The organism is Vibrio genomosp. F6 (assembly GCF_005146325.1).
In the GTDB taxonomy this organism is placed as follows: domain Bacteria; phylum Pseudomonadota; class Gammaproteobacteria; order Enterobacterales; family Vibrionaceae; genus Vibrio; species Vibrio cortegadensis.
Map to the genome: position 1 here is coordinate 104,318 of NZ_SYUT01000028.1, position 15,076 is coordinate 119,393.

Consider the following 15,076-nt stretch of genomic DNA (forward strand, 5'->3'; position numbering starts at 1 on the left):
TATTTATGGTTGCAGCCGCAATTTATAAATACATATGACCTGAAATTCTATAACATTGTAATCATGTGTCAGGCGAACTCTGACAATTCATAATCGCTAGTTGAAGTACAGAGAATCAATTATGTCCGTTCAAAAACTCGTTATCGTTGAAGATGATTTAAAACTTCAGTCAATGCTCAATGATTACTTTTTAAAACAAGGGTTTAACGTAATTACTGTGGGGGATGGAAATGAAGCTCCGCAGGTTATCCTCAATGAAAATCCAGATCTTGTGTTACTCGACCTCATGTTGCCTGGCCAAGATGGACTGACAATTTGTAGACAGATCAGAAATGACTATAGAGGTAAGATTTTGATGCTTACTGCAAGTGATGATGATTTTGATCATGTGGCAGCTCTAGAGACTGGAATGGATGATTTTGTGAGTAAACCGGTCAAGCCAAGGGTTCTCTTAGCTCGTATCCGTATGTTGTTACGTAGGGCAGAGAGTACTTCTGTAGTCGAAAACAAGAATGAATTACATTTTGGACAACTGAAGTTAAATAAAGCGCATCGTAGTTGTGAACTTGGTGCTCAGAACATCGTGATGACAGACAGCGAATTTGACCTGCTACTTTTACTCGCATCATCAGCGGAAGAGGTGTTGTCTCGGGATGTGCTCACTAAGTTACTAAGAGGCATCGAGTATGATGGTATTGATCGAACCGTCGATAATAAGATCGTCGCTCTAAGAAAAAAGCTGGGTGATGTGAGCGTGCCACCAAAGAAAATCATCACTGTTCGCGGTAAAGGGTATCTGTTTATCCCTGATGCATGGGAAAACTAGATTCGATAATGATGGTTATATGGTAGGGGTGAGATGCGAAGAATATATTTAGAGTCATTCTTTGGGCTTATATTACTTTTTTTTATGAGTTTAGTGGGCTATGAAATCGTTATTTATCAAATTAATACTGATTACGATTATATTTTACAAGAGTACGAAGCTGAGGCTTACCTAGACACCATTGATACAATATCTGATGGGCAAGGAAAAGAAGCTGCGTTAGAAGCCCTGCATAACTTCACCAGTAAAACACGCCAAATACTAACCACTATACCTTCAGGTAGTGAGTCAAAAGAAGTTCGAGATGGAATCGCTGCTCATGTGGATCAGCGATTTTATTATGATGATGAACGCATTTTATGGTTTACGATAAACAATAGTAATGACATCTATACAATGGATGTTGATGCTGATGCTCCGTTAATTCGGAAAATAGATTTTGATGACAATATCGTTTGGATATTTTTTATTTTTGGATTTGCTCTTTATTGTGTGCTACTTATCTGGTTTTTAAGTCGCAGAATACGTGAATTAGAAAGAGTCACCTTGGCTTTTGCTGATGGTGATTTTAATGCGCGAGCACCTTTAAAAGGTTCAAAAAAAGTTGGAACTTTAAATCAAAGCTTTAACCACATGGCTGATAAAATTTCAGGTTTGATTACCAGTAACCGAGCGTTAACTAATGCGGTTGCACATGAGCTAAGAACCCCTATTTTTAGGGTGCAGTGGCAGGCTGAAATATTATCTGATACGAATTTGGATAAAGAACAGCAGACGACGATTGCAAGCATCATTGAAGATACAGAAGAGATGGAGACGATGGTTGATGAACTTCTGTATTATGCTCGTGTCGAGAGGCCAGATACAGATTTAAATCTACAGTCGATTTCAATCAATGAATGGATAACAGATCAAATTATTCGTTGGAGGAAAGATACAAAGATCAATATTAAGTCGGATTTGTTTGCGGTCGAAACTTACCTTACAGCAGACTCACATTTACTGAAAAGAGCGTTGGACAATTTAGTTAGAAATGGCTGTAAATTCGCACAGCAGAACATACATCTTGTTCTATCAAAAGATGAGGGCTATATCTGTATTGAAGTTCATGATGACGGTGAAGGAGTCAATGAGAAGCACTGGCCATATTTGTTTGATGCATTTTATAGTGCAGATTCAGCTCGAAACAAAAAGAAATCAGGGCATGGTTTAGGGCTGGCGATAGTCAAGCAAATTACCGATCGTCACCGAGGAAAAGTGAGCATTTCCCACAGTTATTTAGGCGGAGCTTGTTTTGTTGTAAAAATACCAAACGATGTTTGATTAATCTTTATAGTCAGATAATTAACGGTGTTCTATAAAAATATAGCGGTGCATTTGCACCGCTTTTTTTTTGTGTCTGACAGAGTATGACAAAAGCGAGACAAATTAGGACAGTCATATCCAATAAAACGCTGTACATTTACGTTACTTTAAATTTAATCAATAAGGTACCGTTATGAAAAAAATTATCTGGTTACTCGCAGTGACAAGCACTCTATCAGCGTGTGCTTACAACCAAAAACCTGTCGTAGATATGACAGGTGTCGATGCAAATCAATATGACCAAGATTTTAAGTATTGCCAGTCTTACGCAGAGCAAGTTGATAAAGCAGAAGCAGCTAAAACGGAAGCGAAGAATAGCGCAGTGACAGGAGCAGTAGTGGGCGCTCTTGTCGGTGTACTTGAAGATGGTGTCGGTGGGGCAGCTGTTGGTGCCGTTGCCGGAGGTGCTGTTGGTGCCGGAGCAGGAGCAGCAACCGGAGCAAATGATGCGACCGCAGTGCAAAGCAAAGTGTTGAGACGTTGTTTAGTGAAGAAAGGATACACCGTATATGATGCGGAAGATTAAGCAACTAATTTAATAATATTGAATTGAATTTAGGAACCGATGGACTATATTTTTTCCTAATTTATAAAAAGTAAGAGGAAATAACTCAGTTGTACACATAAAATTCACTCGTACAAGATTAGTATGACCTCGAAATGATTTTCATATTTGGATGTATTATGAAACCAGGTAAAACCGGAATTGCTAGAATATATGATGCAACCGGATATTCAATGAAAGGTTTAAAAGCGGCATGGATAAATGAAGCCGCATTCCGACAAGAAGTGGTGTTTTGCTTTTTATTAACAATAGCTACATTTGTTTTTACAATTACCGACGTAGAAAGGGTTGTATTAATTGGTAGCTTAGTTTTAATCCTATTAGCCGAATTACTTAACTCTGCAATAGAAGCTGTTGTTGACAGAATTGGGTCTGAATGGCATGAGTTGAGTGGTCGAGCAAAAGATATAGGCTCAGCCGCAGTATTTGTTTCGCTTGTTTTTGCCGCTTTAACATGGGCTATTATCCTGCTTTAACCTCTATTGGTAATAAAATGAATTATTTAATTAAGCCTCTCTTTAAAAGAAAGGTTTCATATACTGGTGTCACCTTTATACTCGCTTTGTATTTTGCGGTAGTGGTTAATATCCCTGTTTACAGCGAGCTTAGTTCAATATTGAATGATATCAATGGCGTTAAAGTCGGGTTTGTAATATCAATCCCAATTTTCTTTTTGGCAGCATTGAATCTAATTTTCAATCTGTTTAGTTGGCCGATGATTACAAAGCCATTTTTTGTAATAGTCTTAATTTTATCTAGTGTCGTAAGTTATGCGGGTTATAACTATGGAACTCTGTTTGACTATAATATGATCGCAAACGTTATAGAAACAGATACCAGTGAAGCCGGCTCTTATTTGAGTGTTTACTCCGTTGTGTGGACTCTCTTAATGGGTGTAGTGCCCGCTTTAATTCTAATGATGACGAAGCTGAGTGCGAACCAAAATATCATCAAAATGGTTTTATCTAAACTCGGTTCGATGCTAGCTTCCGTTATAGTGATTGCTTTAATTGCAATGATGTATTATCAAGATTATGCATCAGTAGGCAGAAATAATAGCGCACTTAAAAAAGCAATCATTCCAACTCAGTTTATATACAGCGCGACAGGTTTTATTAAGGATAAATACCTCACAACACCACTTGAATATAAATATATAGGGGCAGATGCAAAACAAAGTGATGAAGCACTGCAGGATTCAAAATCTAAGCCTACTCTGCTTGTATTTGTGGTCGGCGAAACTGCTCGTTCACAAAATTATGAATTAAACGGTTACTCTAAACCTACGAATGCGTTTACTCGCGATTTAGATGTAGTTTCATTTCAAAATGTTAGCTCTTGTGGAACCGCAACCGCCGTTTCTGTTCCATGTATGTTCTCTTCATTAACTCGAAATAATTTCGACCGTAAGGTTGCCGATAATCAAGATAACTTACTCGATATTTTAAATAGAGCGAAGGTGTCAGTGCTTTGGAAAGAGAATGATGGTGGGGATAAAAATGTCGCCGAACGCATTACAAAAAAAGTGGTAGATCGTAGTGAAGTGAATGAACTCTGTGATGGGAGTACATGCTATGACATGGCTCTGTTGGAAGGCTTTGAGCAAGATGTCGAGTCATTAGATGGTAATAGGATGATTGCATTGCACTTAATTGGCAGTCATGGACCAACGTATTATAAGCGTTACCCGAAAGAGGCGAGGAAATTCTTACCCGATTGCCCACGAAGCGATATTGAGAACTGCAGCGTTGAAGAGATAGTTAACACATATGACAATACGATTCTTTACACTGACTATGTCATCAGCCAAGCGATACAAAAGCTAAAAGATCTGAATGATAAATATAATACCGCGCTGGTATATATTTCTGACCATGGTGAATCTCTTGGAGAAAACGGTATGTTCTTACATGGAATGCCGTATGGATTAGCTCCAGAATATCAAACCAAAGTTCCCCTGATGCTTTGGATGTCTGATGGTTTCAAGCAGACTAAAAAGATCAACACTTCATGCATTAAAGGTGAAGCGAGCAGTAACAAGTATTCTCAGGATAATATATTTCATTCTATTCTTGGTGTAATGGATGTAAATACGAATATATATAATAAAGAGATGGATATATTTGATACTTGCAGAAGTTAATATTGTTTATCTTTTGTCTTCAAATATATGTAATTGTCTCTGAAAATAAGTGGTAGTAGATAAGACTTATAGTGGGATAAAATGAAATCGCGATACCTTCTACTCGATCTATTGAGTTTAGGTATCGCGATTTTTTGCAAATGGGATTTAAACTTTGTTGGTGTTGATATGCTCAATCGCTTCACGGAAATTTAAGCCATATTCTTCCGCTCGAATGCATTTAACAATTTGTACATTTTCTTTTTCAGCTAGATCAACGCGAACCACATCACTGTATTTACGAGAGCTCAAGTCATAGAAAGTGTAGACTTTCGGCTTCGTTGAATCATCTATGTTGCGAGTGTCGACAATCGCAAGCTTGTCAGATGTTAATTCCACCATAGCACCAACAGGGTATGAGCCCACGCAATCAATGAATTTTTTGACTAACACTTCGTCGAGATCACCCTCGGCTGCCATTTTGCGCACAATAGTGAATGCTTTCGTATGAGTAAATCCTTGCTTATAGCAACGTGTTGCAGTTAAAGCGTCAAATACATCACAAATACCAATTATTCGGCCATTGAGTGGAATATCCTCTCCAGATAAACCATATGGGTAACCTTTGCCATTGATCTTTTCATGGTGCAAAGCCGCAGTACTTAACGCAAGTTTGGATAACCCTGGTGTTTTTTCTAACCTAGTGATTGAGTGGTCGATATGTTTTTTCATAATATCGAACTCTGGATGAGTTAACCGCGCTGGCTTGTGCAGAATATTGTCTGGAATATCAATTTTACCGACATCATGCAAAATTGCACCGACAGTCATGTGCTGAATAACTTCTTTCTTGAGATTGAGGTAACGAGCAAACATGGCCGTGAGAATAGCAACACCTAGCGAGTGCTCTAGCAAATACTCATCTTTTTCACGAATATTCAGCATACAGCTGATAGCGTTAGGGTTTTTGAATAACATATCTATGGACTTATCAGTGGCTGCTTTCACAAGTTCCACATCAATTTGTAATCCGTTTTGTATGTTTTCAAAAACTTTCCTTTGTACAGATTTAGACTCGATAAAAAGCTCACTTGCTTCATCAAGATCTTCAAACGCACTCTTATGCTGTAAGTGTTTTATATGGTTTTCAGATTTAACGTATTTACGTTTTTCTGGATTAACCATGACACTTATTACGCCATTTTCTGCGAGCTTTTTAATGGTTGACTGTCTTTTTACCCAGTCGGGATCACGCAAACGCGAGTTACTTTTTTGTTGCGCGATTTCTACGATGTACATTCCAATTTCTAGATCGGATAAATTTACTTCCTGAAGCACCAGATTTGCTCCTTATTTATTCTTATAACTGGATAGAGCAATAATTCTACTATCTACCAAGATAGGGCAATTTTGCCCAGTAGTATTGGTATTAATTATATAAATTTTTAGTTATGTGCGAGCAATCTCGATATTGTATATAAGTTTCATCTAATGGAAAGTGCAAAAGCGCCTCACTAGCCGAATTTTTTGAACAAGTTACCCAAATATAGGGAACGAAGTTGATCCCTTGGCGTAATTATGAACATGAGCTGACGCTTTTCATTTGTGCTGTTGTGTATCACTTTATATCAGTATGTCGTACTAAGTGTCATGCCCAGAATTACAGTATTGATGTTGTTAAAGTGATTTCAAGTAAACACATCGTTTCTCGAAATAGGGCTTATTGCAATGAATATAAAACTTGCGCTTTTAACCACAATGGTTGTTTCATCTCTTGTTGGTTGTAATTCAACATCTTCAACATCAACAGCGGTCTCTCCTAACACCGGAGTATTTGAATCAAGCTGCTCAATTCCTATGGATGGTGATAAGCCTCTGTCATTCACAGTGGAAGGGGATATCGCAAAAGTGACTGGGGTTGTTTGTGACGGGACACCATCCGCATTTAGTAAGATGTTGGCAGCGAACTCCAATATAAAAACATTATCACTCATTAATATTGATGGCTCAGCGGACGATGATGCGAACCTACAGTTAGGCAGGCTTATTAGGCAAAGTGGAGTTACAACGTCAATTGGGAAAACTGGGCATGTTGCGTCTGGTGGTACCGATCTGTTTCTCGCTGGAACAAAGAGAAGACTCGTAGAAGGTGCTAGAGTGGGAGTGCACTCATGGAGTGATGGTGTAAAGGATGGTGGGAGCTTTCCTATATCAAGCCCCGTGCATAAGCCATATTTAGATTACTATCAAGAAATGGGGGTTCCTGCGAGTTTCTATTGGTTTACGCTTAATGTCGCTGCGTCAGATGAGATGCACTATATGACGAGCAAAGAGATTGAACAATATCAATTGATAACCAAAATCGACAATCTCGGGGTTACGGGTAACTCAGGAAATAATAGCGTTATATTTTCAGGAGCAGAAAGTGATTATACAATAACCAAAACTGACGCGAATCATTATGTTATCGAAGACAATCAAGCGGGAAGGGATGGCAAAGTGACGGTGAAAGATATTGAGATATTGAAGTTTTCAAATTCTGAACAAGAACTCTAAAGCTTAAATAGTAAGTTTGAACTCCTTTTTTACTGCGTTTTGGTGTTAAAATGTTCGTTGAGCTTGGTTTTTAACCATTTGAATCAAATCAATATAATTTATTGTTGACTCATTTTCTTAATCAGTTAAAGTACATCTCGTTCTCAGGGAGCAACGCACAGTTAGCTTGTTGAGTAAAAGAATTTTACGAAAATTGGAATTGTCATTATTGACAGTGGTGCCGATTATCGCAATCAAGAATTGCGTGCCCTGGTGGTGGAATTGGTAGACACAAGGGATTTAAAATCCCTCGGCGTTCGCGCTGTGCCGGTTCAAGTCCGGCCCGGGGCACCATCTTATTTTTACTTTTAGTAAAATCGAAACAAAGCTCATTAGAGCAATATCAATTATGGCGCCTTGGCAGAGTGGCTATGCAGCGGATTGCAAATCCGTGGACCTCGGTTCGACTCCGGGAGGCGCCTCCATTATTGATTAAAAGCCCCAGCAGAAATGCTGGGGCTTTTTTCATATCTATCACAAATCACTTTTGCTTTATTAGTGTGTATTTCTTTAATTATAAAATTTGCGCGCATTAATTAGGTAAATACAGTTGGTTTATAAAATAGTTCGTAATAAATAATAGGGCAAAGTACATCGTTGGTCTGATTTTAATTGTAGCGCTACAACAATTGAGCAATATTTAAAGTGCTAGAGAACACGTTATCTATTATATTTTATGCATATACATGCAATGTAATATTCGATATTTGGAACGTAAGCATTTAATGTCATATAAATTTATATTCCGAGCAAATATCACATTATTGTCAAAATTCTTAATATAAACTCCGCGCGAATCGATTTTTTTTAGGGCTTTATTCGGGAATTTATATGTTATCTATTATTATATCTCTGATCGTGACAGGGCTTGTTGCGACTTTTGTACTCAAGGGATACAAGGCTCAAGCCATCTTAATTGCTGGTGGTATTGTTTTGATGGTTTCAGCAATGCTAATTGGGCAGGATTTACCACTGCCAGAAAGTGCTTCAACGGGGTCTCAATGGCTTGATATTTTCCATTTTATTAAGCTCACTTTTTCAAGTCAGAGCGCCGGTTTAGGTCTGAAAATCATGGCGATTGCCGGCTTTGCTTTTTATATGCATGAGATTGGTGCATCAGAGGCATTGGTGCGTGTTCTTACTCGTCCGCTAACTCACATTAAGCATATGCCTTACCTGTTTATGGCGATGTGTTTCATTATTGGTGAGTTTCTCTCAATTTTCATTACAAGTGCATCTGGTTTAGGTGTGCTACTAATGGTGACGCTATACCCATTAATGCGAAGTGTTGGTTTAAGTCGTTTGTCTGCATGTGCGCCTATTGCGACTGCGGTTGCGGTAGAGATGGGACCGGGTCAAGGTAACGTGAACTTTGCAGCAGAGATCATTGGTATAGATGTTGTTGATTACGTTGTGCAATATCAATTGGCGGTTGCGCTTGCTGCATTAGCTGTTATTGCTGTTCTTCATGTACTGGTACAAAAGTATTTTGATGTAAAAAGTGGCCATATCGCAAGTGAACATCGCCATTTGAATGAGCAATCAGAAACTGTGGCTGTAAGCGAAGAAAGCTCAGCGATTGCGCCTACCATCTACGCTATTTTACCGGTTATTCCTTTAGTGCTTATTTTTACTTTCAGTAAATTAATGATAAGTAGCATTAAAATGGACGTGACTACGGCAATGCTCGTTTCTATTGTCATCACTTTAGGATTTGAATTTGTCCGTCGTGACAATGCTAAAGCGGTCGTTGATTCTATTCAAATATTCTTCGATGGGATGGGGCGTCAGTTTGCTAACGTCGTGACATTCATTGTTGCAGGCCAAGTTTTTGCGCAAGGTTTGAAAACCATTGGTGCCATCGATGTGATTGTAAATGCAGCCGAATCTGCTGGATTTAGCCCAGTACTTATGACGATTGTGATGGTCGCAATCATTATGGTTTCAGCTATTTTGATGGGTTCAGGTAATGCGGCATTTTTCTCGTTTGCCAATTTAGTTCCTGAAATCGCAGGTAAGATGGGCATTGCACCAGTGATGATGCTGTTACCGATGCAGTTTGTTGCCGGGATGAGTCGTAATATCTCACCAATCGCACCTAACATGGTTGCCATTGCGGGCGTTGCAGATGTCTCACCATTTGAACTTGCAAAAAGAACAACGATTCCAATGGTCGGCGGGATCCTCATCTCTGTATTTGTCAGTATCATTAGTTTTTAGCATCCTCAAAATGACTCTTGCTGAGAATCAAGATTGGAACCTGATTTAGTGCAATTTGATTTAGGGTGATCAGACAATATACAATCAATGAATGGTGAGAACGGCAGATTTTAATGCCTGTAACTTATATGCCTCAGTTAGATACTGGGGCTTTTTTGTGCCAGTAAAACACCATTTGAACAGATGAATGTTTCTTTAATACGTGTCTTATATGAAGTTAGTGGAGCCGTTTTTGTTACAAAGTAATTAATTCGTAGTCTAATGATTTTCCATCCTGTTGTTCTTTTTGGGTTTACATTGTAAATATTCAGTATCATTTCTATACTGTTGTAATTAAAGAAATTAATGGCTCTGCTTACGTTCTGAACATAAGCATTAAATGTTGCCTTTATGTAATTTTGTGGCGCTTGTATGTTGTGAGATGTAATGTTTTGGTGAAATAATAATTTGTACTCTAACTATTTTTCTGGCACTTTATACTTAATTGATCGTTCAATAAAAAATAAAAGGTTCAGAAATGCCCAAGGTTGGAATGCCAGATATTCGCAAACCGCAACTTGTTAAAGCGACGATGGCAGTGATAGATCGAGTAGGGCTTCATGGCGCGAGCATTTCGTTGATCAGCAAAGAAGCTGGTGTGTCGACTGGAATCATTAATCACTATTTTGGCGGCAAACACGGCCTGCTTGAAGAGACGATGCGAGAGATCCTTCGTCAGCTGTCCACCAGTATCACTTCCCAATTGAAATTACTGCCTGTGGATGCTCACCATCAGCGGATCAACGCGATCATTAAAGGTAATTTCGAAGGCTATCAAGTTAAAAATGAAGTAGCGAAAACGTGGTTAGCATTCTGGTCTTATTCAATGCATGACGTTCAGCTTAAACGCTTACAACGGGTCAATGAAAAACGTCTATTGTCACATCTTAAAATTGAGTTGAAAGCATTATTTCCAATTGAACAAGCAGATCTCGTGGCTCACGGGGTTGCTTCATTAATTGATGGTATATGGCTGCGGGGCACACTCAACCCTGATGGTATTGATGGAGAGAAAGCCACTGAAATCATCAACGATTACTTAGATAAACAACTCACCTTTTATTCCCAACAATCGATGAATTCTTGATGATTTAAGAACGTATCGAGTCAGTTACTTCTAATACATCACTCATTCACAAAATTAAAATAAGTTAGATTCTTCAAATGGAAATGAAATCACTATACATTGATGGTAAAGCAGTATGTGCAACATCTGCTGAAACCTTTACCAGTTATAACCCTGCAAATGGAGAAGCGATTGCAGAGATAGGACAAGCGTCTCAACAAGATCTTGAACTCGCAATGGAATCCGCTAAACGTGGCTTTGCTATATGGTCCGGAATGTCACCTATAGAACGAAGCCGAATTTTGCTTAAAGCCGTCGAAATACTTAGACAGCGAAATGATGAACTTGCAGCATTAGAAGTCGCCGATACCGGAAAACCATTACAAGAAGCGCTAGAAGTGGATATCGCTTCTGGTGCAGATGTGATCGAATATTTCGCAGGCCTCGTTCCCGCTATGCAGGGTGATCAGCAACCACTGAGTGACAATCAGTTTTTCTACACTCGACGTGAACCCTTGGGAGTTTGCGCGGGCATCGGCGCTTGGAATTATCCTGTTCAAATTGCAATGTGGAAATCCGCACCCGCATTAGCCGCGGGTAATGCGATGGTTTTCAAACCTTCCGAAGAGACACCACTTACCGCATTGAAATTAGCCGAAATATACACAGAAGCGGGACTGCCAGACGGTGTATTTAACGTGGTGCAAGGGGATTACCGTGTAGGCCAAATGCTTACCGCGCACCCTGATGTAGCTAAAGTCTCCTTCACTGGAGAAACGGGAACAGGTAAAGCGGTGATGGCCGACAGTGCGAAAACACTTAAATCGGTCACCATGGAGCTTGGTGGAAAGTCACCACTTGTGATTTTTGATGATGCAAAATTGAATGATGCGGTATCTGCCGCCATGGTTGCCAACTTCTATACACAAGGTGAAGTTTGTACCAATGGCACGCGCGTGTTTGTTCATGAGTCTATTTATGACGATTTTGTTTTGCAGCTAAAAGAGAGAACGGAAAAGCTGACCGTTGGCGATCCAATGGATTTGGAGACTCAAATTGGCGCTCTGATCTCAAAGGAGCATTTAGGAAAAGTGTTAGATGCTATTGAGACGGCAAAAGCCAGTGGTGCAACGCTACTGACGGGCGGTTATCAAGTGACAGAAAATGGTTTAGATAAAGGCAACTTTGTCGCGCCAACGGTTTTTGTTGATTGCACAGATGATATGCCACATGTCCAAAGTGAAATCTTCGGCCCTGTTATGTCCGTTTTAAAGTTTAGCGATGAAGCGGATGTGATTCAGCGGGCTAATAACACTCATTATGGCTTAGCGGCTGGGATCTTCACTCAAAACTTATCCAGAGCACATCGAGTTATTCATCAGATGCAAGCTGGGATCTGTTGGGTCAATACTTGGGGGGATTCTCCTGCTGAGATGCCGGTAGGCGGATATAAAATGTCTGGAATTGGCCGTGAGAATGGACCAGAAACACTTCTGCATTACACCCAAACGAAAAGTGTACTGATTGAGCTTGGTGATTATGCCAGCCCTTACGCTTAATTCGATTTTCTAACGTCAAGGAGACGACCAATGCAACAAAGCTACGATTATATTATCGTTGGCGCGGGTTCGGCTGGCTGTGTCTTAGCGGATCGGTTAACGGAAAGTGGTGAGTTCAACGTTCTACTTTTAGAAGCAGGAGGCACAGATAAAAGCATCTTCATCCAGATGCCAACCGCACTCTCATACCCGATGAATTCAGAAAGATACGCTTGGCAGTTTGAAACTCAAGCCGAGCAGGGCATTGATGGTCGGAAGTTGCACTGCCCACGAGGAAAAGTACTTGGTGGCAGTTCATCAATCAACGGTATGGTCTATGTTCGCGGTCATGCATGTGATTTTGATGAGTGGGAAGAGAAAGGTGCGAATGGCTGGAATTATCAAGCTTGCCTACCATATTTTCGTCGTGCTGAAACTTGGATTCAAGGCGAGGATGAATACCGAGGTGGAACTGGGCCGTTGGGCACCTGTAACGGTAACGATATGGCTTTAAATCCGCTTTACCAAGCTTTTATTGATGCAGGGAAAGAAGCCGGATATCCCGAAACAAAAGATTATAACGGTTATCAGCAAGAGGGTTTTGGCCCAATGCATATGACCGTTAAAAAAGGCATACGAGCGTCGACGTCCAATGCTTATTTACGCCGTGCAATGAAGCGTAAAAATTTAACCTTGATGACGGGAATTGTCGCGCGAAAAGTGATTTTGGAAGGAAAAACAGCCGTTGGCGTTGAATTCGAAAAATCGGGGAAAACGCTACAAGCTCGCGCAACAAAAGAAGTGATTTCGAGTGCGGGTTCCATTGGTTCGGTTCAACTGTTGCAGCTTTCAGGCATTGGACCTAAAGAAGTGCTGAGCCAAGCCGGTGTCGAACTAAAACATGATCTGCCTGGTGTTGGCCAGAATCTACAAGATCACTTGGAAGTCTATTTTCAATATCATTGCTCTCAACCGATCACTCTAAACAGTAAATTAGGCCTTGTCAGCAAAGGGTTAATTGGTACGGAATGGATTTTGACTCGAAAAGGTTTAGGTGCGACCAATCACTTTGAGTCTTGCGGCTTTATACGTTCTCGCAAAGGGCTTAAATGGCCAAATATCCAATATCACTTCCTCCCAGCAGCAATGCGTTATGACGGCAATGCGGCATTTGATGGTCATGGATTCCAAGTTCATGTTGGGCCAAATAAGCCTGAGAGTCGAGGTTCTGTGGAGATAACGTCTGCCGATCCGCATGCGAAACCAAAGATCAGTTTTAATTACATTTCAACACTCCAAGACCGCCAAGACTGGCGTGATTGTATTCGCTTAACACGCGAACTTCTTGCACAGCCTGCACTTGATGAGTATCGCGGAGAAGAGATTCAACCGGGAATGCATATCACCTCTGATGAGGACATAGATGAATGGGTTAAGCAAAATGTAGAAAGTGCTTATCACCCATCATGCAGTTGTAAGATGGGTTCTCATGATGATCCAACAGCAGTCTTAGATGAAGCTTGCCGAGTACGCGGGATTGCTCAACTCCGTGTGGTGGACTCGTCTATTTTCCCGACCATTCCAAATGGCAATTTAAATGCGCCAACGATCATGGTTGCAGAACGGGCAGCCGATTTGATTTTAGGTAACGCGTTGCTTGAAGCGAAAAATGTCCCGGTTTGGATCGCACCAGATTGGGAAAAGAAACAAAGAGTAAATAAACCAGAAAGAGAATTGGACACGATCTCTTCAAAATAGAAAGTCAGTAATCATTACAAGGAATATTTATGTCAACGACAACAAAGACCTTACTTGCATTAGGCATCAGTTCAATCGCTTTTAACGCAGCAGCAAATCAGTGTGAGACGGTAAGATTTTCAGATGTAGGCTGGACGGATATTACGGCCACTACAGCGGTAACGACCGAATTACTTAAAGGCATGGGCTATAAAACTAAGATTGACCTATTGTCAGTACCCGTGACGTATTCATCAATGGCGAATGGTGATATTGATGTGTTTTTGGGTAACTGGATGCCAACGATGGAAGGTGACATCGCGAAATATCGTGAAGCAGGTACCGTTGAAACGGTTCGAGCAAACTTAGAAGGGGCTAAATATACACTGGCTGTTCCTAAGTATGTTTACGATGCTGGCGTAAAGAGTTTTGCAGATCTCGCGAAGTACTCAGATAAGTTTAAAGGGCGCATTTATGGTATTGAACCGGGTAATGATGGTAACCGCTTGATTCAGTCGATGATCGATTCGGATGCGTTTGGGCTCAAAGACTTTAGCTTGGTTGAATCAAGTGAAGCGGGCATGGTGTCTCAAGTTTCTCGTGCTGTGCGTCGTAATCAGTGGATCGCATACCTTGGTTGGGCACCACACCCAATGAACAGCAATGTAGAAATGGAATACCTTTCAGGCGGTGATGACTTCTTTGGTCCTAATTATGGTGGAGCAAATGTCTACACCAACGTTAGACATGACTACTTGTCTGAATGCAAAAATGTTGGTCAGCTTTTACAAAACTTAAACTTCACGCTTGAGATGGAAAATGAGTTGATGGAAGCGATTTTGAATCAAAGTGTTAAACCAGAAAAAGCCGCTCAAAAATGGATTGCTGAAAATCCACAACAAGTTGAACTATGGTTGAAGAACGTGAAGTCACAAAAAGGCGAATCAGCACAAAAAGCAGTGACTCAGTATCTTAAACAAGTGAAAGCGTAACGGTTGAAGCC

Annotated in this window: 12 protein-coding genes and 2 tRNA genes; 13 read left to right on the forward strand and 1 reads right to left on the reverse strand. The window is 40.3% G+C overall.

Annotated features, from left to right (window positions below; translation table 11 throughout):
* Positions 1–118: 118 nt before the first annotated feature.
* The 5 genes from FCV43_RS11870 to FCV43_RS11890 all read left to right on the forward strand — a co-directional run bounded on the left by FCV43_RS11870 (position 119) and on the right by FCV43_RS11890 (position 4,899).
* Positions 119–826 (forward strand): response regulator, encoded by a 708-nt coding sequence (locus tag FCV43_RS11870; protein WP_371730716.1) that lies wholly within the window; start codon positions 119–121, stop codon positions 824–826.
* A 33-nt stretch (positions 827–859) separates the two neighbouring features.
* Positions 860–2,149: an ATP-binding protein gene (locus FCV43_RS11875; protein WP_170961652.1), complete on the forward strand. Its 1,290-nt coding sequence runs from the start codon at positions 860–862 to the stop codon at positions 2,147–2,149.
* A 175-nt stretch (positions 2,150–2,324) separates the two neighbouring features.
* Positions 2,325–2,717, forward strand: a complete 393-nt coding sequence (locus FCV43_RS11880) for a glycine zipper family protein (RefSeq protein WP_136995303.1) — start codon at positions 2,325–2,327, stop codon at positions 2,715–2,717.
* 158 nt (positions 2,718–2,875) lie between these two features.
* Positions 2,876–3,232 carry a diacylglycerol kinase gene (locus tag FCV43_RS11885; RefSeq protein WP_136995304.1) on the forward strand — a complete coding sequence of 119 codons (357 nt, stop codon included), beginning with the start codon at positions 2,876–2,878 and terminating at the stop codon, positions 3,230–3,232.
* 17 nt (positions 3,233–3,249) lie between these two features.
* Positions 3,250–4,899 carry a phosphoethanolamine transferase gene (locus tag FCV43_RS11890; RefSeq protein WP_136995305.1) on the forward strand — a complete coding sequence of 550 codons (1,650 nt, stop codon included), beginning with the start codon at positions 3,250–3,252 and terminating at the stop codon, positions 4,897–4,899.
* Positions 4,900–5,046: 147 nt separating this feature from the next.
* On the opposite strand, the gene FCV43_RS11895 is transcribed toward FCV43_RS11890, so the two are convergent.
* Positions 5,047–6,216 carry an HD-GYP domain-containing protein gene (locus FCV43_RS11895; RefSeq protein ID WP_113799688.1) on the reverse strand — a complete coding sequence of 390 codons (1,170 nt, stop codon included), beginning with the start codon at positions 6,214–6,216 and terminating at the stop codon, positions 5,047–5,049.
* Between the two features lie 390 nt (positions 6,217–6,606).
* Here FCV43_RS11895 and FCV43_RS11900 point away from each other — a divergent pair, with 390 nt between their 5' ends.
* From FCV43_RS11900 to FCV43_RS11935, 8 genes are all read left to right on the forward strand, one after another.
* Entirely contained in the window at positions 6,607–7,434 is an 828-nt protein-coding gene (locus FCV43_RS11900) for an alpha/beta hydrolase (protein ID WP_136995306.1), read from the forward strand.
* Between the two features lie 246 nt (positions 7,435–7,680).
* Positions 7,681–7,767, forward strand: a tRNA-Leu gene (locus FCV43_RS11905).
* Between the two features lie 57 nt (positions 7,768–7,824).
* Positions 7,825–7,898 (forward strand) — tRNA-Cys (locus tag FCV43_RS11910).
* A 406-nt stretch (positions 7,899–8,304) separates the two neighbouring features.
* The gene (gene dcuC, locus FCV43_RS11915) at positions 8,305–9,693 is read left to right on the forward strand and encodes a C4-dicarboxylate transporter DcuC (protein WP_017052821.1); all 1,389 of its coding nucleotides are present in this window, start codon (positions 8,305–8,307) and stop codon (positions 9,691–9,693) included.
* Positions 9,694–10,210: 517 nt separating this feature from the next.
* Positions 10,211–10,819, forward strand: coding sequence for a transcriptional regulator BetI (gene betI, locus FCV43_RS11920; RefSeq protein ID WP_136995307.1), 609 nt, complete (start codon positions 10,211–10,213; stop codon positions 10,817–10,819).
* Between the two features lie 77 nt (positions 10,820–10,896).
* Entirely contained in the window at positions 10,897–12,357 is a 1,461-nt protein-coding gene (gene betB, locus FCV43_RS11925) for a betaine-aldehyde dehydrogenase (protein WP_136995308.1), read from the forward strand.
* Between the two features lie 30 nt (positions 12,358–12,387).
* Positions 12,388–14,094, forward strand: a complete 1,707-nt coding sequence (betA, locus tag FCV43_RS11930; protein WP_136995309.1) for a choline dehydrogenase — start codon at positions 12,388–12,390, stop codon at positions 14,092–14,094.
* Between the two features lie 29 nt (positions 14,095–14,123).
* Positions 14,124–15,065: a choline ABC transporter substrate-binding protein gene (locus tag FCV43_RS11935; protein ID WP_136995310.1), complete on the forward strand. Its 942-nt coding sequence runs from the start codon at positions 14,124–14,126 to the stop codon at positions 15,063–15,065.
* Positions 15,066–15,076: the final 11 nt, after the last annotated feature.

Excerpts from the sequence above, each read along its gene's own strand:
- FCV43_RS11875 (WP_170961652.1), top strand. The coding sequence starts at position 860 with ATGCGAAGAATATATTTAGAGTCATTCTTTGGGCTTATATTACTTTTT.
- FCV43_RS11880 (WP_136995303.1), top strand. The coding sequence starts at position 2,325 with ATGAAAAAAATTATCTGGTTACTCGCAGTGACAAGCACTCTATCAGCG.
- FCV43_RS11885 (WP_136995304.1), top strand. The coding sequence starts at position 2,876 with ATGAAACCAGGTAAAACCGGAATTGCTAGAATATATGATGCAACCGGA.
- FCV43_RS11890 (WP_136995305.1), top strand. The coding sequence starts at position 3,250 with ATGAATTATTTAATTAAGCCTCTCTTTAAAAGAAAGGTTTCATATACT.
- FCV43_RS11900 (WP_136995306.1), top strand. The coding sequence starts at position 6,607 with ATGAATATAAAACTTGCGCTTTTAACCACAATGGTTGTTTCATCTCTT.
- dcuC (WP_017052821.1), top strand. The coding sequence starts at position 8,305 with ATGTTATCTATTATTATATCTCTGATCGTGACAGGGCTTGTTGCGACT.
- betI (WP_136995307.1), top strand. The coding sequence starts at position 10,211 with ATGCCCAAGGTTGGAATGCCAGATATTCGCAAACCGCAACTTGTTAAA.
- betB (WP_136995308.1), top strand. The coding sequence starts at position 10,897 with ATGGAAATGAAATCACTATACATTGATGGTAAAGCAGTATGTGCAACA.
- betA (WP_136995309.1), top strand. The coding sequence starts at position 12,388 with ATGCAACAAAGCTACGATTATATTATCGTTGGCGCGGGTTCGGCTGGC.
- FCV43_RS11935 (WP_136995310.1), top strand. The coding sequence starts at position 14,124 with ATGTCAACGACAACAAAGACCTTACTTGCATTAGGCATCAGTTCAATC.